This window comes from Tomitella gaofuii (assembly GCF_014126825.1).
Taxonomy (GTDB): Bacteria; Actinomycetota; Actinomycetes; order Mycobacteriales; family Mycobacteriaceae; genus Tomitella; species Tomitella gaofuii.
In genome coordinates, this window is record NZ_CP059900.1 from 3732321 (window position 1) to 3754818 (window position 22498).

The 22498-nt window shown below is 73.3% G+C and carries 17 protein-coding genes and 1 riboswitch; of the genes, 14 read left to right on the forward strand and 3 right to left on the reverse strand.

What is annotated here, in order from left to right:
* Window positions 1-19: 19 nt before the first annotated feature.
* The gene (locus H4F70_RS17330) at window positions 20-775 is read right to left on the reverse strand and encodes a cobalt-precorrin-4/precorrin-4 C(11)-methyltransferase (RefSeq protein ID WP_182358103.1); all 756 of its coding nucleotides are present in this window, start codon (window positions 773-775) and stop codon (window positions 20-22) included.
* Window positions 772-2040, reverse strand: coding sequence for a precorrin-6y C5,15-methyltransferase (decarboxylating) subunit CbiE (gene cbiE, locus H4F70_RS17335; protein WP_182358104.1), 1269 nt, complete (start codon window positions 2038-2040; stop codon window positions 772-774). The genes H4F70_RS17330 and cbiE overlap by 4 nt, the downstream gene beginning before the upstream one ends.
* 57 nt (window positions 2041-2097) lie before the next feature.
* Window positions 2098-2304: riboswitch (cobalamin riboswitch) on the forward strand.
* Between the two features lie 61 nt (window positions 2305-2365).
* Between cbiE and H4F70_RS17340 the strand changes: the two genes are divergently transcribed.
* From H4F70_RS17340 to H4F70_RS17355, 4 genes are read left to right on the forward strand one after another with little or no spacing between them, the layout of a single operon-like run.
* Entirely contained in the window at window positions 2366-4597 is a 2232-nt protein-coding gene (locus H4F70_RS17340; RefSeq protein ID WP_182358105.1) for a VWA domain-containing protein, read from the forward strand.
* Entirely contained in the window at window positions 4597-5211 is a 615-nt protein-coding gene (cobO, locus tag H4F70_RS17345; protein ID WP_182358106.1) for a cob(I)yrinic acid a,c-diamide adenosyltransferase, read from the forward strand. The genes H4F70_RS17340 and cobO overlap by 1 nt, the downstream gene beginning before the upstream one ends.
* A gap of 27 nt (window positions 5212-5238) precedes the next feature.
* The gene (locus H4F70_RS17350) at window positions 5239-7698 is read left to right on the forward strand and encodes a bifunctional hydrogenobyrinic acid a,c-diamide synthase/histidinol phosphate aminotransferase CobBC (RefSeq protein WP_182358107.1); all 2460 of its coding nucleotides are present in this window, start codon (window positions 5239-5241) and stop codon (window positions 7696-7698) included.
* Window positions 7695-8621 (forward strand): cobalamin biosynthesis protein, encoded by a 927-nt coding sequence (locus tag H4F70_RS17355; protein WP_182358108.1) that lies wholly within the window; start codon window positions 7695-7697, stop codon window positions 8619-8621. The genes H4F70_RS17350 and H4F70_RS17355 overlap by 4 nt, the downstream gene beginning before the upstream one ends.
* On the opposite strand, the gene H4F70_RS17360 is transcribed toward H4F70_RS17355, so the two are convergent.
* Window positions 8584-9264 carry a TetR/AcrR family transcriptional regulator gene (locus H4F70_RS17360; RefSeq protein ID WP_182358109.1) on the reverse strand — a complete coding sequence of 227 codons (681 nt, stop codon included), beginning with the start codon at window positions 9262-9264 and terminating at the stop codon, window positions 8584-8586. The genes H4F70_RS17355 and H4F70_RS17360 overlap by 38 nt on opposite strands.
* An 82-nt stretch (window positions 9265-9346) precedes the next feature.
* Between H4F70_RS17360 and H4F70_RS17365 the strand changes: the two genes are divergently transcribed.
* The 10 genes from H4F70_RS17365 (at window position 9347) to H4F70_RS17410 (ending at window position 22443) form a co-directional block, all read left to right on the forward strand.
* Window positions 9347-10612 (forward strand): cytochrome P450, encoded by a 1266-nt coding sequence (locus H4F70_RS17365; protein ID WP_182358110.1) that lies wholly within the window; start codon window positions 9347-9349, stop codon window positions 10610-10612.
* Between the two features lie 47 nt (window positions 10613-10659).
* The gene (locus tag H4F70_RS17370; protein ID WP_182358111.1) at window positions 10660-11481 is read left to right on the forward strand and encodes an SDR family oxidoreductase; all 822 of its coding nucleotides are present in this window, start codon (window positions 10660-10662) and stop codon (window positions 11479-11481) included.
* The gene (locus H4F70_RS17375; RefSeq protein WP_182358112.1) at window positions 11478-12860 is read left to right on the forward strand and encodes an aldehyde dehydrogenase family protein; all 1383 of its coding nucleotides are present in this window, start codon (window positions 11478-11480) and stop codon (window positions 12858-12860) included. Before H4F70_RS17370 ends, H4F70_RS17375 begins: the two co-directional genes overlap by 4 nt.
* Before the next feature lie 38 nt (window positions 12861-12898).
* Window positions 12899-14248, forward strand: a complete 1350-nt coding sequence (locus H4F70_RS17380; protein ID WP_182358113.1) for a DUF1254 domain-containing protein — start codon at window positions 12899-12901, stop codon at window positions 14246-14248.
* Window positions 14249-14306: 58 nt separating this feature from the next.
* The gene (locus tag H4F70_RS17385) at window positions 14307-15914 is read left to right on the forward strand and encodes an ABC transporter substrate-binding protein (protein ID WP_182358114.1); all 1608 of its coding nucleotides are present in this window, start codon (window positions 14307-14309) and stop codon (window positions 15912-15914) included.
* Window positions 15915-15947: 33 nt separating this feature from the next.
* Window positions 15948-17066, forward strand: a complete 1119-nt coding sequence (locus H4F70_RS17390) for a phosphotransferase family protein (RefSeq protein WP_182358115.1) — start codon at window positions 15948-15950, stop codon at window positions 17064-17066.
* Window positions 17054-18163: an Rv3169 family protein gene (locus H4F70_RS17395; RefSeq protein ID WP_235681194.1), complete on the forward strand. Its 1110-nt coding sequence runs from the start codon at window positions 17054-17056 to the stop codon at window positions 18161-18163. The genes H4F70_RS17390 and H4F70_RS17395 overlap by 13 nt, the downstream gene beginning before the upstream one ends.
* A gap of 139 nt (window positions 18164-18302) precedes the next feature.
* A complete protein-coding gene (locus tag H4F70_RS17400) occupies window positions 18303-19883 on the forward strand; it encodes an ABC transporter substrate-binding protein (RefSeq protein ID WP_182358116.1) in 1581 nt (526 codons plus the stop codon).
* A 5-nt stretch (window positions 19884-19888) separates the two neighbouring features.
* Entirely contained in the window at window positions 19889-20881 is a 993-nt protein-coding gene (locus H4F70_RS17405) for an NAD(P)H-dependent flavin oxidoreductase (RefSeq protein WP_182358117.1), read from the forward strand.
* Window positions 20878-22443, forward strand: coding sequence for an AMP-binding protein (locus tag H4F70_RS17410; RefSeq protein WP_220471731.1), 1566 nt, complete (start codon window positions 20878-20880; stop codon window positions 22441-22443). The genes H4F70_RS17405 and H4F70_RS17410 overlap by 4 nt, the downstream gene beginning before the upstream one ends.
* Window positions 22444-22498 lie beyond the last annotated feature (55 nt).

The following is a 22498-nucleotide window of genomic DNA, read 5'->3' on the forward strand; positions in this document are numbered from 1 at the left end:
CCCCTGATGCGGGACCGGATCAGCCGCGCGCCCGCCGCGGGTCGTACAGGTGCGAGTCCAGCCCGCAGGCGGCCGCCGCGCCCCGGTCCATCGCCCGGCCGACCATGATGACGGCGGTGCGGCGCAGCCCCTCGGCCTCGACCATGCCGGCGATGGTCGCGAGCGTGCCGCGCAGCACCACCTGGCCCGGCCGCGAGGCGTGGGCGACGACGACGGCCGGGCAGTCGGCGCCGTACTCGGCGGTGAGCTCGGCGGCGAGCTCCCGCACCCGCGTGATCGCCAGGTGCAGCACCAACGATGCCCGCAGGCCCGCCACCCGCTGCAGGGATTCCGTTTCCGGCATGGGGGTGGACCGCGCGCGGGTGCGGGTGAGCACCACCGTCTGCACCTCGCCGGGCACCGTGAGCTCGGCGCCCAGGGCAGCGGCGGCCGCGGCGTAGGCGGGGACCCCCGGGGTGACGTCCCAGGGCACGCCGGCCGCGTCGAGCCGCCGGGTCTGCTCGGTGAGCGCCGAATACACCGACGGGTCGCCCGAGCACATCCGCACCGCGTCGAGTCCCCGCCGGTGCGCGTCGACGAGGTGGCCGATGATCGCGTCCAGGTCCAGGCCCTGGGTGTCGATGAGCGCGGCGCCGTCGCGGCAGTGCGCGAGCACCGCGTCGTCCAGGTAGGTGCCCGCGTAGAGCACGACGGGCGCGGCGCGCAGCAGGTCCACTGCCCGCAAGGTGAGCAGGTCGGCGGCGCCGGGGCCCGCCCCCACGAAGTGCACTGTCATGACCGGTCCCCTTCCTCCGGATCCTGCTTCGATTCCGCCGCCGTTGGTTTCACGCCGCACCACTGCACCACCGGGCGCATCGGCTCCCACCCGGTGAACGCGCCGATGGGACCGGCCACGTCCACCGCGTACCGAAGCAGTTCACCGCCGTGCGCGCGGTGCCACTCGGCCAGTACGGCCTGCGTCTCCAGGGTCACCGCGTGCGCGACCAATCGCCCGCCCGCCGGCACCGCCGCCCAGCACGCCTCGAGGACCCCGGGACGGCTGCCGCCGCCGCCGACGAAGACCGCGTCGGGCCGCTCCAGGCCCGCGAGCGCGTCCGGGGCGGCGCCCTCCACGACGGTGACAAGATCCGGCACTCCCAGTCGCGCGGCGTTGCGGCGGACCGCATCCGCCCGGCCCGCGTCGCGCTCGATGGCGAGGGCCCGGCACCCGGAGGCTCCGCGCGCCCACTCGATGCCCACCGACCCGGCCCCCGCCCCTACGTCCCACAGCAGCTCCCCGGGCCGCGGGGCGAGGGCGCTCACCGCGGCGGCGCGGATCGGCCGGCGGCTCAGCTGCCCGTCGTTCTCGAAGGCGTCGTCGGGCAGCCCGGGGGCACGCGAATATCCCCGCGCGCCACGGCATTCGACGCACACCAGCCCCAGCGCGGCACCGTCGACGCCGAGCATGCCGTCCGCGGTACCGTCGCGCCGCGATTCCGCCGGCCCGCCCAGCTCCGCCAGCAGCGTCATGGCCGACGCGCCGAAGCCCTCGTCGACGAGCACCCGGGCCACGGCCGCAGGGCCGTCGGCGTCCCCTGTGAGCACGATCAGCCGCCGCCCACGCGCCAGGTGCCGGCGCAGGCGGTCCGTGCCGCGGCCCACCAGCGTCACGACCGCGCAGCCCTCGGCCGGCCAGCTCATCCGCGCGCGGGCCAGCGCCGCCGACGACACCGCCGGGAGCACGCGCACCGCATCCGGCCCCAGCCGGCGCACCAGCGTGGACCCGATGCCGGAGACCATCGGGTCACCCGATGCGAGCGCGACGACGTTCCTGCCGTCGTGCCGCTCGAGCAGCGCGTCCAGCCCGTCGAGCAGCGGCGACGGCCAGGTTTCGCGGATCGCGGCGGGCGCTGCGGCGTCCGGCACCATCGCCAGGTGGCGCGGCCCGCCCAGCAGCACGTCCGCGCGGTGCACGGCGCCGCGCCCCGCGGGATCGACGCTCGCCCAGCCGCCCGCTCCGACGCCCACCACCGTCACCCGCACCCTCGACTCCGGACCCATGGCGCAGAACCCTAGACCGCGGTGGAGCGCTCCAGGCGCGGCGGGGTTAGGGTCGTCGATGGCAGCTCGCCCGGAGGTGCCCCGCGGCCGTCACGGCGTGCGGGGGTAAACGGGAAGCCGGTGCGAATCCGGCACAGGCCCGCTGCGGTGACCTGGGAGCCGACGACCACGCACGCCGTGCAGCCACTGGACCACCGGTCCGGGAAGGCGGTCCGAGGCGCTCGACCAGGAAGTCCGAATACCGGCCCTCGTGCGTCTGCCCGGCTGCAGCGCCCACGCCGCAGCCGCGAACCACGTCCCAGCGGAAGCCTGCGGAGGTCCCACAGTGCACGTCTATCCGTTCAGCGCCCTCGTCGGCGCCGACGATCTGCAGCTGGCGCTCACGCTCACCGCCGTCTCGCCTGCGATCGGCGGGGTGCTGGTGCGCGGCGAGAAGGGCACGGCGAAGTCGACGGCGGTGCGCGCTCAGGCGGCGCTGCTGCCCCCGGTCCTGTCCGTCGACGGCTGCCGGTTCGCCTGCGACCCGGCCGCGCCGGACCCCGCCTGCCCCGACGGCCCGCACGCCACGGACGCCCCGGCCACGGCAGGCCCCGCGCGCCTGGTGGAGCTGCCGGTGGGCGCCGCAGAGGACCGTGTCACCGGGTCGCTGCACCTGGGCAAGGCACTCTCTGGTGAGGGCGCCGAGTACGAGCCCGGACTGCTGGCGCGCGCCCACCGCGGGGTGCTGTACGTCGACGAGGTCAACCTGCTGCACGACCACCTGGTGGACCTGCTGCTCGACGCGGCCGCGATGGGCCGCACCTCGGTGGAGCGCGACGGCGTCTCGATCAGCCATGCGTCGCGGTTCGTGCTCGTGGGCACCATGAATCCCGAGGAGGGCGAGCTGCGGCCGCAGCTGCTGGACCGGTTCGGTCTGGCGGTGGACGTGGCCGCGCCGCGTGATGCCGCGGTGCGCGCCGAGATCGTGCGCCGGCGCCTGGCCTTCGACGCCGACCCGGCAGGCTTCGCCGCACGGTGGGCGGACGCCGAGTCGGAGCTGGCGCGGCGCATCGCCGGCGCCCGGGAGCGCGTCGGATCGGTGGTGCTGGGCGACGCGGCGCTCACGGCGATCGCCGAGGTGTGCGCAGCATTCGACGTGGACGGGATGCGCGCGGACCTGGTGACGGCCAAGGCCGCCGCCGCGCACGCCGCGTGGTGCGGCCGCACCGGCGTCACTCGCGAGGACATCGCCGCCGCAGCCCGGCTCACCCTGCCGCACCGCCGGCGCCGGGCCCCGTTCGACGATCCGGGTACCGACGGCGAACGCCTGGACGAGCTCCTGGACGGCATGGGCGACGCGGAGGACCCCGACGGCCCCGGCGATGACGGAACCGGGGACGACGGACCGGGCGAGGACGGCCCAGAAGGCGGGGAGGGCCCCGAGGGCGGGGACGGCCCTGAGGGCGGGGGCCCTGAGGGCGGGGGCCCTGAGGACGGGGGCCCTGAGGACGGGGGCCCTGAAGACGACGGCCCGGGCGGCGGGGCGCCGGAACCGGCTGACGACGGCTCCGCGGAACAGCGACCCCGCACCGACGGCGGTGCAGATGACCATGCCGATCGCGATTCGGGCACGCCTGCCGAGCGCGCGCTCGCCCCCGCCGGCGCACCGTTCCGCGCCCGGCTGCTGGCCGCGCAGCGCGCCGGCCGCGGGGCGGCGGGGCGGCGCTCGCGGGCCCGGACGACGGTGGGCCGCACCGTGGGGGCACGCCGGAGCGCCTCCGCCGCGGACCCCGCACCGGTGCACCTGCCGGCCACGATCCGCGCGGCCGTAGTGCGCCGGGGGGACCTTGCCGGTCCGCAGCCCCCGAGCCGAGCACCGTTTCCCGCGACACGCCGGGGGAATCGGCGCGCGGCTGACGAAAGCGTGCGCGGATCGGCCGACTCCGCGCCAGGTGCCCGGATCACCCCGGCCGACCTGCGCCGCAAGATCGTCGAGGGCCGGGAGACCAACCTGGTGCTGCTGTGCGTGGACGCGTCGGGGTCGATGGCGGCACGCACGCGGATGGAGCAGGTCAAGGCCGCGGTGCTGTCGCTGCTGCTGGATGCGTACCGACGCCGGGACACCGTCGGGCTGGTGACCTTCCGCGGCGATTCCGCGTCCGTGGTCCTGCCGCCGACGAACTCGGTGGACATCGCCGCCGCGCGCCTCCGGGATCTCCCCACCGGCGGGCGCACCCCGCTCGCGGAGGGGCTCGACCGGGCCGCGGAGACTCTGCGCCGCCACCGGCTGCGCGCCCCGGACCTGCGCCCCCTGCTCATCGTCGTCACCGACGGCCGCGCCACCGCGGGCCCCGACGCCGTGGGCAGGTCTCTCGCCGCGGCAGACCGCCTGGCCGCCGCGCAGACCCCCGCGGTGGTGTTGGACTGCGAGACGGGCCGTTTCCGCATGGGGCTCGCCCGCGACCTCGCGCAGCGCATGGGCGCCGAGTACTCCCCCGTCGGCGATGTCCGTGCGGACGCCATCACCGCGGCGGCCGCCCCCCACCTCCAGCACCCACGCACCGGAAAGGCCGCCTGATGCCCCAGGGAAAACCCGCATACGTGCCCGACGACGGCCTCACCACCCGCCAGCGCCGCAACCGTCCGCTCGTCATGGTCAACACCGGCGACGGCAAGGGCAAGTCCACCTCGGCGTTCGGCCTGGCGCTGCGCGGGTGGAACCAGGGATGGTCGGTGGCGGTGTTCCAGTTCGTCAAGTCGGCCAAGTGGCGCCTGGGCGAGCAGTCGGCGTTCGAGGCGCTCGGCGGGCTGCACGAATCCGACGGCACCGGCGGCGCGATCGAGTGGCACAAGATGGGCTCGGGCTGGTCGTGGTCGCGCAAGGCCGGCACCGACGAGGACCATGCCGCCGCCGCGCTCGAAGGTTGGCGCGAGATCCAGGCGCGGCTGGCCGATGAGCGGCACGGGCTGTACGTGCTCGACGAGTTCACCTACCCCATCAATTGGGGCTGGATCGACGTGGACGAGGTGGTGGAGACCCTGGCGCACCGGCCGGGCCGCCAGCACGTGATGATCACCGGCCGCCGCGCCGACCCCAAGCTCGTCGAGGCCGCCGACCTGGTCACGGAGATGACGAAGATCAAGCACCCCATGGACGCCGGGCAGAAGGGGCAGCGTGGCATCGAATGGTAGGCGCCCGGGACCAGTGGTGATCGCGCCATGCTGACCCTTCCCCGCGTCGTCATCGCCGCGCCGGCGTCGGGCCACGGCAAGACGACGGTCGCGACGGGGCTCATGGCGGCGCTGCGCCGCGCCGGGCACCGGGTCTCCGGGCACAAGGTGGGCCCCGACTACATCGACCCCGGCTACCACGCGCTGGCCACGGGCCGCCCCGGCCGCAACCTGGACCCGCACCTCCAGTCGCCGGAGCTGCTGACGCCGCTGCTGCTGCACGGGGCCGCGGGCGCGGACGTCGCCGTCGTCGAGGGCGTCATGGGCCTGTACGACGGGATGCTGGGGGCCGATGGTTTCGCCTCCACCGCGCACGTGGCCGCCGAGCTCACGGCGCCGGTGATCCTGGTCGTGGACGTCTCGCACGCCTCCCGGTCCATCGCCGCCGTCGTGCACGGGATGGCCGGTTTCGACGGCGGCACCCGGCTGGCCGGGGTGATCCTCAACAAGGCGGGGTCACAGCGGCACGCCGACGAGGTGATCTCCGCGCTCGACCACACCGGCATCCCGGTGCTGGGGGTCCTGCACCGCGACGACGGCATCAGCGCCCCGTCCCGGCACCTGGGCCTGGTGCCCGCCGCCGAGCGCGCCGACGCCGCCGCCCGCCTGGACCGCCTCGCCGCGCTCATCGCCGAGCGCGTCGACCTGCCCGCCGTCGTCCGCATCGCCCGCGCCGCACCCCCGTTGGCCGCGGAGCCGTGGGATCCGGCCGCGGCGCTGCCGACGGCCCCGGCGGCTCTCCCGCCCGGCCCGCGCCCGGTGATCGCCGTCGCCGGAGGGCGGGCGTTCACGTTCCGCTACACCGAGACCGACGAGCTGCTGCGCGCCGCCGGCTGCGACGTGACCGTGTTCGATCCCCTGCGCGACGAGCGGCTGCCGCCCGGGACGGCCGGAATCTACCTGGGCGGCGGGTTTCCCGAGGTGCACGCCGCGGAGCTGTCGGCCAACACCCCGCTCCTCGGGCACGTGCGCGCGGCCGTCGGCGCCGGGATCCCCACCGTCGCCGAATGCGCGGGCCTGCTGTATCTGTGCCGCGAGGTCGAGGGCGCGCCGATGGCGGGGGCGCTCGACGCGGCCGCCGCGATGGCGCCGCGGCTCACGCTCGGCTACCGCACCGCCGTCGCCTCCGCCGACGGGTTGGCGGGCCCGGCGGGCACGCGCGTGACCGGCCACGAGTTCCACCGCACTGCCCTCGATTCCGCGCTGGAGCCGCCGGCCTGGCTCCTCGCCGGCAGCGGCCCGGGCGCGCGTCCCCGGCCGGACGGGTGGTCCTCGGCCACGCTGCACGCGTCCTATCTGCACACCCATTGGGCCGGGTATCCGGTTCTGGCGCACCGGTTCGCCGACGCCGCCCGCCGCGCACCCGCGCTGCCCGACGCGGTTCTGTGGAGCCGCCCCGCGCCGCCCCCGGAGCCCGACCTGCACCACCACGGCGACCGCGAGTCCGCGGAAGGCCTGGCCGACTTCGCAGTGAACGTCTCCCGACTGGCCCGCCCCGCGTGGCTGGACGCGGCGCTGCGCGCGTCGTTCGACGGACTGGGCGGGTATCCCGACCCGGCCGGCGCCCGCGAGGCCCTCGCCGCGCGGCACGGTCGCGGAACCGACGAGGTGCTGCCCACCGCCGGCGGGGCCGAGGCCTTCACGCTGCTCGCCCGGGCGCGGCACTGGCACCGGCCGGTGGTGGTGCATCCGCAGTTCACCGAGCCGGAGGCGGCGCTGCGCGCGGCGGGGTACGACGGCACGGCCGGCCCGGCGGTGCACCGCATGCTGCTGCGGCCCGACGACGGGTTCCGGCTCGATCCGGCGGACGTCCCCGCCGACGCCGACCTCGTCGTCGTCGGCAACCCCACCAACCCCACGTCGGTGCTACACCCGTCCGCGACGCTGCGCTCCCTGCTGCGCCCCGGCCGGGTGGTGGCCGTCGACGAAGCCTTCATGGACGCCGTACCCGGCGAGCACGAATCCCTGACGCGCACCGCGCTTCCCGGGCTGGTCGTCCTGCGATCACTCACCAAGACGTGGGCGATCCCCGGGCTGCGTGCCGGCTACGCGGTCGGCGATGCCGCGGTGCTGGCCGACCTCGCCGCGCAACAACCCCCGTGGTCGGTGTCGGGGCCCGCGGCGGCGGCGATGATCGCGTGCAGCGGGGACGAGGCCGTCGCGGAATCGGACCACCGGGCGCACACGATCGCTGCCGATCGCGACGTCCTCGTGGACGGCCTGCGCACGCTCGGCCTGCACGTGGCGGGACCGGCCCGCGGCCCGTTCGTCCTCGTCCGATGCCGCACCGGCACACGGACGATGCTGCGGGCGAACGGCTTCGCAGTGCGCCGCGGTGATACGTTCCCAGGCCTCGCGCCGGACGGCGACACCGAGTGGGTACGGGTGGCGGTGCGCGACCGGGCCTCCACCGGTGCACTGCTCACCGCGTGGGCGGAGGCGCTGTGAGCGCGGCGCGTGCCGCCGGTCTGATCCTCGGGTTCGCCGCCGACCGCGCGCTCGGCGACCCGCCCCGGTGGCACCCGGTGAGCGGCTTCGGCCGTGCCGGACGTGGACTCGAGCGGCGGATGTACGCGCAGTCGCGGCTGCGCGGCGCCGCGTTCACCGGCATCCTCGTCGCCGGACCGACCGGAATCGGACTCGCCGCCGGCCGCGCCAGCCGCGGGCGCCCTGTCGCAGAGGCCGTCACGGTCGCGTTCGCCACGTGGGCCGTGCTCGGCGGCACCACCCTGGCGCGCGAAGCCCGCGCCGTCGAAACCCGCCTGGCCCGCGGCGACCTGGGGGCGGCCCGCACGCAGGTGACCCGGCTCGTCGGCCGGGACCCCGAGTTCATGTCCACCGCGGATGTGGCCCGGGCGGCGATCGAATCGGTCGCGGAGAACACCTCGGACGCCGTCGTCGCGCCACTCGTCTGGGGCGCCCTGCTGGGGCCGGCCGGGCTTCTCGGCTACCGCGCCGTGAACACGCTCGACGCGATGGTGGGGCACCGCAGCGCGCGGTACGAGCGGTTCGGCTGGGCGTCCGCGCGGCTCGACGACGCAGCGAACCTCGCTCCGGCCCGGCTGACCGCGCTGCTGGCGGCCCTGTGCGGAGCCGACACCGCGGGCGCACTGCGGGCCTGGCGGCGGGACGCGCGCAAGCACCCGAGCCCCAACGCCGGACCCGTCGAAGCCGCGTTCGCGGGGGCGCTGGGCGTGCGGCTCGGCGGGGTGAATGCGTACCGGGGGGTAGTGGAAGATCGGGGCATGCTGGGCGACGGGCGCGCGCCGGCCGCTACGGACATCGAGCGCACCGTGCGTTTGGCGGCGCGCGTGGGCGCTGCGGCACTCGGTGTCACTGCTCTGCTCGCCGCGGCCGCTCCCCCTCCCTGATCACCGGCCACCGCTCCGGCCAGAACCCGCCCTCCGGCGGCGCCGCGAAGTACGCGGCTGTCGCCATGCCCACCACGTCGTAGACGAACGCGTCGAGCGTGATCCCGTCGACCACCGCGTCCTGGTTCTCCGCGCGGGCGGCGAACGACGAGACCACGAACCGCGTGATCAGCCACATCCGCTCTTCCAGCACCTCGGCCGGCAGTCCTCGTGCGCTGCGCCGGATCAGATCCATCGCCAACGCGCTGGAGGGGATGAAGCGCTGCTGCTGCCAGTCGCCGATGCGGCCCCACACCTGCGCGACGATGCGGATGAACCTCCGTCCGCGCTCGTCGCGCAGCTTCTCAGCGAACGGGATGGCGAGCGCGGCGATGGCGTCCCGCAGCGCATCCGGCGAGCCGTCGCGCCCCGTGCACAGGAGCGCCGTCGTCTCGTCGACGCGGGCGCCGATCTCGTGCAGATGCGTCTGCAGGATCGCCTCGAGCAGTCCGTCCTGCGATCCGAAGTGGTAGTGCACCGCCGAGTCGTTGCGCACGCCCGCCAGCGTGTTGAGCTCGCGCAGCCGCACCCGCCCCACCCCGGCCTCCGCATACAACTGCTCGCCCGCCTCGATCAGCCGCTGACGCGCACTGTCCTGCCCCATACGCACCCCTCTCGAAACCTTCATTGACATAGTAACGAACTTCATTAATATGACTGGCATCACACAGCAGCGGAGGATCTTCATGGAACCACCGGCCAGCACCCGGGCCGCAGCCGACACCGGCCCGGACGTCGACATCACCGACGCGTCCCTCTACGTGGACGGCATCCCGCACGCGCTGTTCGCCCGCCTGCGCGCCGAGAGCCCCGTGTGGTGGAACCCTCAGGCGCCCGGCGTCGGCGGCTTCGACGACTCCGGCTTCTGGGTGGTGTCCACCAACGAGCTCGTCCGCCAGGTCTCCCGGGACGGCGCGACGTTCTCGTCCTGGGAGAACACCGCCACCACCCGCTACGCCGACCATTGCCCGCGCGAGCACATCGACGCCGGCCGCGCCATCCTGCTCAACATGGACGCGCCCGAGCACACGGCGCTGCGGGCGATCGTCTCGCGCGGGTTCACCCCGCGCGCCATCGCCACGCTCCGCGCCGGTCTCGCCGCCCGCGCCCGCGACCTTGTCGAGCGCGCACTGGCATCAGGCTCCGGGAACTTCGTCGAGCAGGTCGCCACGGAGCTGCCGCTGCAGGCGATCGCCGACATCATCGGCGTGCCGCAGGCCGAGCGCCGCCGCATCTTCGACTGGTCCACCACCATGACCGGGCGCGACGATCCCGACGTGCCCGGCGACCCGGCCACGGCGATCGGCGAGGTGTTCGCCTACGCCATGGGCCTGGCTGCCGAGCGCCGCGCGCACCCGGCCGACGACATCGTCACCACCCTCGTCCGCGCCCAGGACGATGCGGGGGCACTCACCGACGCCGAGTTCGGCTCGTTTCTGGTGCTGCTCATGGTGGCCGGCAGCGAGACCACCCGCGACGCCGTCGCCCACGGGCTGCTCGCGTTCCAGGACAACCCAGCACAGTGGGAGCTGTACCGGCACGAGCGCCCCGCCACCGCCGTCGACGAGATCGTCCGCTGGGCGACGCCCGTGATGTCGTTCCAGCGCACCGCGACCCGCGACCTCGAGCTGGGTGGGAAGGCCGTTCGCCGGGGAGACCGGGTGGTCATGCTCTACGCCTCGGCCAACTTCGACGAGGCCGCCTTCGCCGATCCGCTGACGTTCGACATCACCCGCTCGCCCAATCCGCACGTGGGCTTCGGCGGCACCGGACCGCATTTCTGCCTGGGGCACAACCTCGCCCGCGTGGAGGTGGAGCTGATCTTCGACGCGCTCGCCGACATCATCCCCGACATCGCCGTCACCGGACCGGCCGTCCGCGCCCCCTCGGGGTGGCTCCACGGGCTCAAGAACGTGCCCGTCGAGTACCGCGCGTGCCCCGTGGCGCATTGACCGGGCCGACACCGACCTCCACCGCCCACGAAAGGACCCCTCCCGCAATGCCTGACTACACCGGGCGCACCGCCATCGTCACCGGATTCGCCTCCGGCATCGGCGCGCGCACCACGTCCCTGCTCGCCGGGCTCGGCGCGCGCGTCATCGGCGTCGACCGCCCCGGCACAGACGCCCCCACGGAGCTCGCCGCCCTGCTCGCCGCACGCATCGACGCCGACCTGTCCGCCCCCGAAGGCCCCGCCGCGGTGGCGGCACAGGTCGACGGCCCGGTGCACCTGCTCGTCAACAACGCCGGCGTGGCCGCCACCCGGCCGTGGCGCGAGGTGCTCGGCGTCGACCTGCTCGCCCCGCGCGACCTCACCCGGCTGCTGGCGCCGACGTTCGCGGATGCGGCCGCCGTCGTCACCGTCGCTTCGCAGGCGGGTCTGCGCTGGCGCGAGAACGTCGCCCGGTCGCGGGCACTGCTCGCCGCGGAGTCCTGGGACGCGGCCTTCGCGCTCGCCGCGGAGGAGCCGGAGATCCAGCGCGACTGCTACGCCATCGCGAAGGAATCGGTCATCGTCGACGCGCTCACGCTCGCCGCCGAGCGGACCGTGCCCGGGCTGCGCGCCAACACCGTCTCGCCGGGCACCGTGCAGACTCCGCTGCTCGCCGACTTCCGGACCTCGATGGGGAACGAGGTCGTCGAGGGCGCCGCGGCCTGGGCCGGCCGCCACGCCACCCCCGACGACATCGCCGCGGCGATCGCCTTCCTCGGCTCCGACGACGCCGCGTGGATCAGCGGGGTCGACCTGCCCGTCGACGGCGGCTACGGCGCGCTCATTTTCACGATGATGCAGTCCTCCGCGAAGGAGGCCGCCCTATGACCGTCATCGACGACGGCACGCTGATCTCCCGCAACCCGGCGACGCTCGCCGAGGTGGGCCGCTCCCCGTCGCTCACCGGCCCCGCGCTCGACGTCGTCGTCGCCCGCGCCCGGGCAGCGCAGCCCGCATGGGCCGCCGACCTTTCCGCCCGCCGCGCCGCCTTGCGCGCGGCCGCCGAGGCGATCACCGCGCAGTCCGGCGAGCTCGCGCCGTTGCTCACCGCCGAGCAGGGCAAGCCACTCGCCGAGGCCGGCCAGGAGCTGTGGGTGGCGGGGCACGCGTTCGCCACGCTCGCCGGCACCGAGTGGGAGCCCGAGCATTCGCTCACGGCCTCGCTGGGCCGCCCGGTGACGGTGCAGCACCGGCCGTACGGGGTGGTGGCGGCGATCGTGCCGTGGAATTTCCCGCTCTACCTCGCCGCCGCCAAGATCGCGCCGGCCCTGCTCGCAGGGAACGCCGTGGTGGTCAAGCCGGCCGAGTCGGTCTCGCTCGCGGTCACCGCCTTCGTCGACGTGCTGCGTGCCGTGCTGCCCGAGGGTGTGCTCGAGGTGGTCACCGGCGGGCCCGAGACGGGGCGGCAGCTCATCGACCACCCCGACGTGCGCATGGTGAGCTTCACCGGGTCCACCGCCGTGGGCCGCAGCATCATGGCGCAGGCCGCGGCCACGCTCACCCCCGTCGCCCTGGAACTGGGCGGCAACGACCCGGCGATCCTGCTGCCGGACGCCGACCTGGCCGACGCGGCAGCCCGGCTCGCCGCGGGCGCGTTCCTCAACGCCGGCCAGATGTGCATCGCACCCAAGCGGGTCTACGTGCCCGCGCCGCTGGTGGACGGCTTCGCCGAGGCCCTCGCCGCGCAGGCGCAACGCACGGTGGGCGACGGCGCCGACCCCGCGACCACGATGGGACCGCTGCACAACGCCCGTCAGCGCGAGATCGTCGCGGGGATGCTCGGGGACGCACTCGATTCCGGCGCGCGAGTCGTCACCGGGGGCGTGCGCGAACATGCACTGCCCGGACATTTCCTCGACCCGACGGTGCTCGTGGGCGCGGACGACGGCGACGACATCGTGCGCCAGGAGCAATTCGGACCGGTACTGCCCGTCGTCGGCTACCGCGACCTGGACGCGCTGTTGCACATGCTGGACACCCAGGAGTTCGGGCTGGGCGCGTCGGTGTGGGGCGCCGACACCGCCGCGGCCGACGCCGCCGCCGAGCGCATCGACGCGGGCACGGTGTGGGTCAACCAGCACAACGCGCTGGACGTGGCCGTGCCATTCGGCGGGGTCAAAGCCAGCGGTTTCGGCCGCGAGGGCGGCGTCGCCGGCATCGAAGAGTTCACCACCGCCCGCGTGCTCGACCCGAGGCCGGCGGAGTAACGGCGCACCTTGTCCACCACAGAAGAATTGGAATATTCATGCCCGCACCCCATGCCCCCGCAGCCATGACCGCTGATGCCACCGCCGACACGCTCGAAGACGCCTACATCTACGCCTACCCGCTCGTCCTCATGGACGTCATCCGGGAGATGACGACCAATACCGAAGTCCCTACCGGTGTGCGCGCACCGCTCGGGCAGTTCTTCCACTCGCGCGCGCTCGCGTCGCCGTCCATCGACAGCCTCACCCGGCCCAACGCCGACACCCTCTACTCCCAGGCGTACCTGGACCTCGGCGACGAGCCGTACCTGCTGCACAAGCCGGCCGCGAACCGCTATCTGGCGATCCAGCCGTTCGACGGATACTCGAACAACCCCTCGATCCTGGGCACCGGAGGCCCAGGCGGCGACGACGAGGCGGTGTACGCGTTCACCGGGCCCCGCTTCGTCGGCTCGCTGCCTGACGGCGTCATCCCTGTCCCCATGCCTACCGACTTCGTGTGGCTGCTGGCGCGCGTGCGCTGCCACGGCCCCGACGACACCGCCGGGCCGCACCGCCTGCAGGACGCGATGGACCTTTACCCGCTCTCCCAGCACGGGCGCGCGCATGAATACCCGCGGGGCGTCTATACCCCGGCGCGCGACTACGTGCCGCTCGAACACATGCTGACTCTGGATGCGGAGGCCTACTTCCGCCGCTTCAACGCGCTCTCTGTGCGCAACCCCGGTACCGACGCCGACCGGCCCGCGCTAGAGCGCTTCGCACAGGTGGGTGTGGGCGCCGGCCTGGATTTTTCCGTCGAAGCCCTGCCGGAAGAGGCGCAGCGTCGGGCCAAGGAGCTGCCAGGCTTGATGGACAGTACCCGAATCGACGCACTCCGCCGGGCGATCGTCGTCGACGGCTGGACCTACCTGGACTCCGCGGTCGGGCGCTTCGGCACCGACTACACCTATCGCGCGCGGATCGCGCACCGCGGTTTCGCCAATCCCGTCGACGTCACCGCCTATCCGTCCGCGTTCACTGACTCCGACGGCGAGCCGCTCACCGGCGAAAGCTCGTACGTCATGCACTTCCCCGCGGGGCAGCATCCGCCGTACCACGAGGGCGGGTGGTGGTCGCTCACGCCGTACACGAAGGCCGGACGCCTCGTCGCCAACGACATCGACCGGTACGCCCTCGATGACAGCATGCCGCTCACCGTCAACGCGGACGGGTCGCTGGACCTGTGGTTGTCCGCCGATGCACCCGACGCGGAGCGGATGCCCAACTGGTTGCCAGTGTGCCGCAGCGAATTCGGACTCACCATGCGCATCTACTTGCCGCACGACAGCGTGACGACGCACGAGTGGACCCCGCCGCAGGTGCGCCGGATCGACGCATCACGGTGACTACGGCCGGCCGTCCAGGCGCCCCCTTCGAAGCTCCAGAACACCGGAAGGGTTCGGCATGGCACACCCCTCACTGACCCGCGCGGGGTCGCTTCTCCTCGCGCTCGTCACCGCCGCGACATTGGCTGGTTGCGCGGGTGCCGACGCATCCGACTCCTCCGCTCCATCAGTGACGAACGGTTTCATCGGCGCACAACCTGACGACGGCGATCCGACTCCAGGCGGGACACTCTCGTATGCCACGCTGACTGGCATCACGAGCCTGGATCCCACCGATCGACAGGACAGCGGGTCGACAGGTGGCAGCGAAATGGCCGCCATCTACGACCTGTTGATGCGCTACGACCCAGTCGCGAAGGAATACGAGCCCCAGCTTGCCCGTTCGCTCTCCCCGAACGCGGACGGCTCGGTCTGGACGCTCTCGCTACGGCCCGACGCGATGTTCAGCGACGGCACGCCGGTGGATGCGGATGCGGTGGTCTGGAGCATCCGGCGGTACCTCGACGAGAAGGGCACGCAAGCTCAGGTGTGGCAGGAGTCGGTCGAGAATATGCGTGTCGTGGATGCGACCACCGTGCAGTTCACGCTCAAGCGGCCCTGGCAGCAGTTTCCGTTCATGCTGGCCTCCGGACCCGGGATGATCGTGGCTCCGTCGTCGATGGCCACGGGATCCTTCACCGCGATCGGCGCGGGCCCCTTCACCGTCGAACAGTTCGCACCGCAGAATCGGCTCACCCTCACCGCGAATCCCCGGTACTGGGGCGGACCGCCTGCGCTGGAGAGCGTGCGGTTCCCCGTGATCCAAGGTGAGCAGCCCAAACTGGACGCCCTCCGCAACGGCGATATCGACGTCGCATACCTGCGACGTTCCGACACGATCCAGAACGCCCTCTCCGCCGGCGCCATCGGCTTTCTCAACACCGTCGATATGGGCGCGGTCGGCATGATCAATCAGCGACAGGGCAGGGCGGCGTCGGATCTCCGGGTGCGCAAGGCCATCGTCGCCGCGATCGATCCTGGCCTCTACAACGAGCGCGCGGAGGCCGGTGCGGGAATGCCCGGAAGCGCGATGTTCCAATCCTGGTCGACTTGGCACAGCGATGCACCGGTGAGCGGATACGATCCTGCGGCGGCGAAGAAGTATCTGGATGAGGCCAAGGCCGACGGCTACGACGGCAGACTCACCTACTTCACCACCAACAACGCCCAGACCCAGAAGAACGCCCTAGCTTACAAGTCCATGCTGGAGGCGGTGGGATTCACGGTGGACATCCAGTACGCGCCCACCATCGCGGACTTCATTCGCGGAATCTACGTGGACCACGACTTCGACATCGCGCACTCCGGCATGAGCGTCCAGGAGGAGGCGCCCTTCGTGCGGCTGTACGGAAACTTCCACAGCGACTCGGCGTCGAACGTCCTCGGATACGCAAACTCCGACATGGACGCTTTGTTGGAACGCGTCCAATCGTCAGGGGACGTGGAAGACAAGCGCGCCGCACTCGCCGACGTGCAGAAGCTGGTGAATCAGACGGCACCGTTGGTGACGCTGGGCGCCGGCCAGGTCCTCGTCACCTGGAGCGAAGATGTCCATGGGATCACCCCGAGCGCAGACGGCATCATGCTTTTCGACGACGCGTGGGTGGCTTCCGGCGCCCAAAGCTGACCCGCACCCGCACAGCATCGCTGGAGGACCACCATGACGCGACACCCTGTCCCCGACGGCGTCAACACCACCGTCACCACCACCCGCACCGACCTGGACGAGCTGGCGGCGGCGCTGCAGTCGTGGCTGCGCACCGCCGAGGACGATCAGTCGATCACCGTCGAGGACCTCGAGCGTTCGGAGTCGTCGGGCATGTCGAGCGTGACGGTCCTGTTTACCGCGGTGCGCGGCGGAGATCGTTCCGCGCAGGTGCTGCGGTTGGCGCCCGAACCGTCGGCGCTGCCGGTGTTCCCCGGCTACGACCTGCACCGACAGGCCGCGGTGACGGGCGCGCTCGCCGACGCGGGCCTGGTGCCGGTCCCCCGGGTGCGCCGGGTGGAGGAGTCGCCGGAGCCACTCGGCCGGCCGTTCCTCGTGATGGACCGGGCCGACGGCACCGCCCCGCCCGACAACCCGCCGTACGTGTTCGGCGGCCCGCTCGTCGACGCCACGCCCGCCGAGCGCGACCGGATGCAGCGCGCCTCCGTCGCCCTGCTCGCCGGGGTGCACGCGACGCCGCCGCCGGACGCCCTGCTCGCCGACGGGCCGGCCGGCACCGGCCTGGCACGCCTGGTCGACGACACCGTCGCGTATTACGAGTGGACCGTCGCCAACGGCGGTGTGCGCGTGCCGATCCTGGAGGACGGGCTGCGCCGGCTTCGCGACGAGCGGCCCGCACAGGCCTCACCCGACGTGCTGGCCTGGGGCGACGCGCGCATCGGCAACATCCTCTACCGCGACTTCGAGCCCACTGCGGCACTGGACTGGGAGGGCGCCGCGCTGGCGCCGCCCGAGTACGACGTCGCCTGGTTCGTGTTCTTCCACCGCATGTACCAGGACATGGCCGCGTCGTTCGGCAAGCCCGGCCTTCCCGGGTTCCTGCGCGCCGCCGACGTGCTCGGACAGTACCGCGCCGACTCGGACCGCGCGCTGCACGACATGCCGTACTTCCTCATGCTCTCCGCGGTGCGGATGGGCATCATCTTCGCCCGCATCAAGGCGCGCTCGGTGCACTTCGGCGACACCCCCGCGCCCGCCGACCCCGACGAGTACGTGCTGCACCACCGGATGCTGCGCGCCCTCCTCGACGACCGCTACGAATGGGAGATCTGATGTACCCCGACCCGCTGGACGAATACCCGATCCACCAGGTGCCGCTGTCGATGGCGCGCACCGAGACCTCCGACCGCAACTTCTACGACCGCTACTACTTCAACGCTCACGACCGGACCGGCCGCGTCTACTTCGTCTCCGGATTCGGGGTGTACCCCAACCTGGGCGTGGTCGACGCGTTCGCCACCGCGATCCGCGGCACCGACCAGCGCGCGGTGCGCTTCTCCGACGCTCTCGACACGCGCTACCGGGACCAGGTGGGCGGCTACCGCATCGAGGTGATCGAACCGCTGGAGCGCCTGCGGCTCGTCGGCGAGCATCCCGACCTGTCGTTCGACCTCACCTGGCAGGGCTCGTTCCGGGCGGTGCTCGAGGACCGCCACCTGCTCATGGGCGGGCGCCGGCCCAATCTCGACGCCAGCCGGTTCGCGCAGCTCGGCTCGTGGGAGGGCACGCTGAGCGTGGACGGCGAGGACTTCGCCGTGGACCCGGTCGTGTGGATGGGCAGCCGCGACCGGTCGTGGGGCATCCGCCCGTCCGGCGAGCCCGACCCGCTCGAGCGCACGGCCGAGCTGCGCCCCGACGGGTTCTGGTGGGTGTACTGCCCGCTGCGGTTCGACGACTTCGCCATCGTCCTCATCGCCCAGGAGGACGGCGACGGGTTCCGCTCGCTCAACTACGCGGTGCGCGTCGACAGGGACGGCGCCGTGGAGCAGCTCGGCTGGCCGCGCTTCGAGATCGTCTACAAGCCGGGCACGCGCGAGATGTCCTCCGTGCGGATCCATCTCACCGACCGCCGCGGCGAGCAGACCGTCATCGACCTCGAACCGAAGACGTTCCTCACCCTGCAGATCGGCGCCGGCTACGGCAGTGACCCCGAGTGGAGCCACGGCCGGTGGATGGGCCGCGACTGGTCGCTGTCCTCCCGATACGACACGGCCGCACCGGAGTTCGACCAGCGCAAGACCAACGGAGTCGTCGAGTATGTGGTGCACGCGCGCTGCGGCGACGCCGTCGGTTCAGGCATGTTCGAGCACCGCGTCGCCGGACGGCACACGCCGTCCGGGTTCGACTCCCCCACCGCCATGGCGCGCTGAGCGGGCCCACCGGCGCCGACCAAGCGGATTCTGCACGTGCGGACGCGAGAACGTGCAGAAACCGCTTGCTCGGCGCGCGCGGTCGCCAGCACCCGAGCACCCCCGGCGCCTGAGCGCCCCCTATCCCCGAGGTGAAACCATGCGCACCACCCGCGGTCTACTGATCGCCGCCACAGCGACCGCCCTCCTTCTCACCGGCTGCAGCAGCGGCGGCACCGCCGACTCCGCGCGCGACATCTCCGAGGTCACCGCGGGCCTGCTCGACGGTGCCGACTCCGCCGAGGAAGTCCAGGGCGGCACCGTCTCCTACGCCCCCTTCTCCGGCGTCAGCACCCTCGACCCGGTCCGCCAGGACGGCGGGTCGACGGGCGGCAGCCAGATGGCCGCGATCTACGACCTGCTGATGCGGTACGACGCGGCCGCCGACGAGTACGTCCCGCAGCTCGCCGCCGGATTGGAACCGAACGGCGACAACACGGTATGGACGCTCGCCCTCCGCGACGGGGCCACGTTCAGCGACGGCACCCCGGCCGACGCCGAGTCCGTCAAGTGGAGCGTGGAGCGGTATCTGACGAAGCGGGGCACGCACGCGCAACTCTGGTCGTCGGCAGTGGAGCGCATCGACGTCGTCGACCCGCTGACCGCCCGCATCACGCTGACGAAGCCCTGGCCGCAGTTCCCCGCACTGCTCGCTGCCGGCCCTGGCATGATCGTCGCCCCGTCGTCCATGGCCACCGGCACGTTCCGCCCCATCGGCGCCGGACCGTTCACCGTCGCGGACTTCCAGCCGGGCACCGCGCTCACACTGGCCGCGCGCGACGACTACTGGGGCGGCACCCCGCCTCTGGACACCCTGCGCTTTCCCGTGATCACCAGCGAGGACGGCCGCCTGGACGCCCTGCGCAACGGCGACATCGACGCCGCCTACATGCGCTCGCCCGACGTGGTGGCGGACGCGCTGACCACCGAGGATGCCGGCTACCTCTACAACGCCAACATGGGCGCGGTGCTGGCGATCAACCAGCGGCCCGGACGCGCCGCCGCCGACCCGCGCGTCCGCCGCGCGATCGTCGCCGCAGTCGACCCCGCCCTGTTCGACCAACGCGCCAACAAAGGCAAGGGCATGCCGGGGAGCGCGATGTTCGAGCAGTGGTCGCGTTGGGGTCCCACGGAGGCGGCCGGCTACGACCCGGACCTCGCCCGGCGCCTCCTCGACGAGGCCAAGGCCGACGGATACGACGGCGTGCTCACCTACGCCGGCCTCAACGCCGCCTACGCGCAGTCGCATGCGCTGGCGATCCAGTCGATGCTGGAGGCCGTCGGATTCACCGTGGAGCTCGACTTCAAGCCCAGCATGGCCGACCTCATCGCCGCCCTGTACGCCAAGCACGATTTCGACATCGGCGAGTCCGGCTTCAACGTCGCGGACGAGGCCCCGTACGTCCGGCTGTTCAGCAACCTGCACAGCGGCTCCAGCTCCAACGTGCTCGGCGTCGCGAGCCCGGAGGCCGACGGGCTCCTCGACGCGCTGCAGACGGCCGACGACGAGCAGGCACGGCAGGCCGCCCTGGACGACCTGCAGTCATGGGTGAACACCGAGGCCCCGTTCGCTGCGCTCGGCGCCACCAAGAACTTCGTCGCCTGGCGCGGCATCACCGGCGTGGTCCCCAGCGCCGACGGGATCATGCTGTTCGGCGACGCGGCCAGGACCGAGGGGTGACGGGGATGCCCGAAGCCCCCGCGCTCCTCGCCCCGGGCGGTGCGCTGTCCGCCGACCGTCTGCGCGTGCCGCTCATCGCCGCGCCGATGCTCGGCGTGTCCGGCGTCGACCTGGCGGCCGCCGCGTGCCGGGCCGGGGTGGTGGGCGCGTTCCCCACCGCCAACGCCCGCACCGTCGACGAGCTCGACCACTGGCTGACCACGCTCGACGCCGTCGTCGCGAAGGCCGCCGCGTCGGGGACGCCCGCCGCGCCGTACGCACCGAACCTCATCATCCGGCAGCCGCGGCTCACCGACGACCTCGCCTGCCTCACCCGACACGCCGTCGAGCTCGTCATCACCAGCGTCGGCGCCCCCGGCGCGGTGATCGGCCCGCTGCACGACGCGGGCACCGCCGTGTTCGCCGACGTCGGCACCCTGCGGCACGCCGAACGTGCCGTGGCCCAGGGCGCCGACGGGCTGATCCTGCTCACCGCGGGCGCAGGCGGGCAGACCGGATGGCTGAACCCGTTCGCGTTCGTGCGCGCGGTGCGCGGCTTCTTCGACGGCCCGCTGGTGCTGGCCGGCGGGCTCTCCGACGGACACGCGCTGTGGGCCGCGCGCGCCGCCGGCTACGACCTGGCCTACATGGGCACCCGGTTCATCGCCGCCGAGGAGTCGCTGGCCTCCGACGGGTACCGGCGGATGCTCGTCGACAGCACCGCCGACGACGTCGTCCTCACACGCGCGTTCACCGGGCTGCGCACCAACATGCTCGCCCCGTCGATCCGCGCGAACGGCCTCGACCCGGCGCGGCTCGACGAGCAGATCACCGTGGCGGACTCCGCCCAGGTGTTCGGCAGCGCCGCGCCGCCGGGTCCGCGCAGATACAAGGACATCTGGAGCGCCGGGCACTCGGTATCGGGCGTGGCGGGCGTGGACAGCGCCGCCGAGATCGCGGAGCAGACCCGGCGCGAATACGAGGCTGCCCGCGAGGCCACGAGGAGGGAACTGCGATGAACGAGCAGACGGCCGGCTGTGCGGGGGTGCATCAGCGCGGGCCCACGATGAACAGCGCCGTGTTCGCCGCGCTGCGCCGGTACCCGGACCGCGTCGCGTTCTCGTGGGACGGCGGACACTGCACCTACCGCGAGGCGGCGGACATGATCGGCCGGTTCCAGGCCGTCCTGGCGGCACGGGGGTGCGCCCGCGGCCAGGTGATCGCGCTGCTCGGCGGCAACCGCGCGGAGGTCTGGTGCGCGGGCGCCGCGGCGGGCGGGCTGGGCATGGCGACGACGTGGCTGCACCCGCTGGGCTCGACGGCCGACCGGCTGTTCCAGCTCGACGACTCCGGGGCGTCGGTGCTCCTCGTCGACGAGCGGCGGTTCCCCCACCAGGGCGGCGAGCTGGCCGCGGCGTGCGCCGAGCGCGGTGTGGACGTACTCTCCCTCGGCCCGTCCCCGTTCGCGCCCGACCTGGCCACGCTCGCCGAGCGGCACGGGCCCGCGACCGTCGTCGACCTCGCCCGCCCGTCCGACCTGTCCAACATCGGCTACACCGGCGGCACCACCGGCACGCCCAAGGGCGTCGAGCGCAGCCACGCCGCCAACGCCGCGGTCACCGGCGCGGTGCTGGCCGGGTTCGAGCTGCCGCCCGTGCCGCGGTTCCTGGCGGCGGCGCCGATCAGCCACGTCGGCGGGTCGAAGGTGGTGCCCACGCTGATCCGCGGCGGCACGGTGCACCTGGTCACCGGATTCGACCCGAGCGCGACGCTGCGCGCGATCGGGGAGCACGGGATCAACTGCACACTGCTGGTGCCGTCGATGATCTACGCGCTGCTGGACGCCCCCGAACTCGGCCGCGCCGACCTCTCGCCGCTCGAGCTCGTTCTCTACGGCGCCTCCCCGATCTCGCCCGACCGGCTCGGCGAGGGGCTGGACAGGCTGGGGCCCGTGTTCTCACAGATGTTCGGGCAGACCGAGTGCTACCCGATCTCGCTGCTGCGGCGCGACGAACACCGGGTGGACGAGCCGGGGCTGCTGGCGTCGTGCGGCTTCCCGCTTCCCGGTGTGGCCGTGTCGATCCGCGGCGAAGACGGGTCCGAGGTGCCGGACGGTGAGCCGGGCGAGCTGTGCGTGCGCGGCGGGCCGGTGATGGACCGCTATCACGAGCGCCCCGACCTCACGGACGAGGCGCTGGCCGGCGGCTGGCTGCACACCGGCGACGTCGCACGGCGCGACGAGCGCGGCTATCTCTACATCGTGGACCGTAAGAAGGACATGATCATCTCCGGCGGGTTCAACGTGTATCCGCGGGAGGTGGAGGACGCGCTCGCGGCGCACCCGGCGGTATCGGCTGCCGCGGTGTACGGCGTGCCCGACGCGCGCTGGGGCGAGGCGGTGACGGCGTCGGTGGTCCTGCGCCCGGGGGCGGCAGCGGGCGAGGCCGAGCTGATCGCGCACATCCGGGAACGCAAGGGGCCGGTGCTCACTCCGAAGTCGGTGCGGATACTCGATGCGTTGCCGCTCACCGCCGTGGGCAAGATCGACAAGCGGCGGCTGCGGGGTGACCACCCGGCCTGAGCGAGCCGAGCAAGCGGATTTCGCACATCGGCGCGCGCGAACGTGCAGAAGCCGC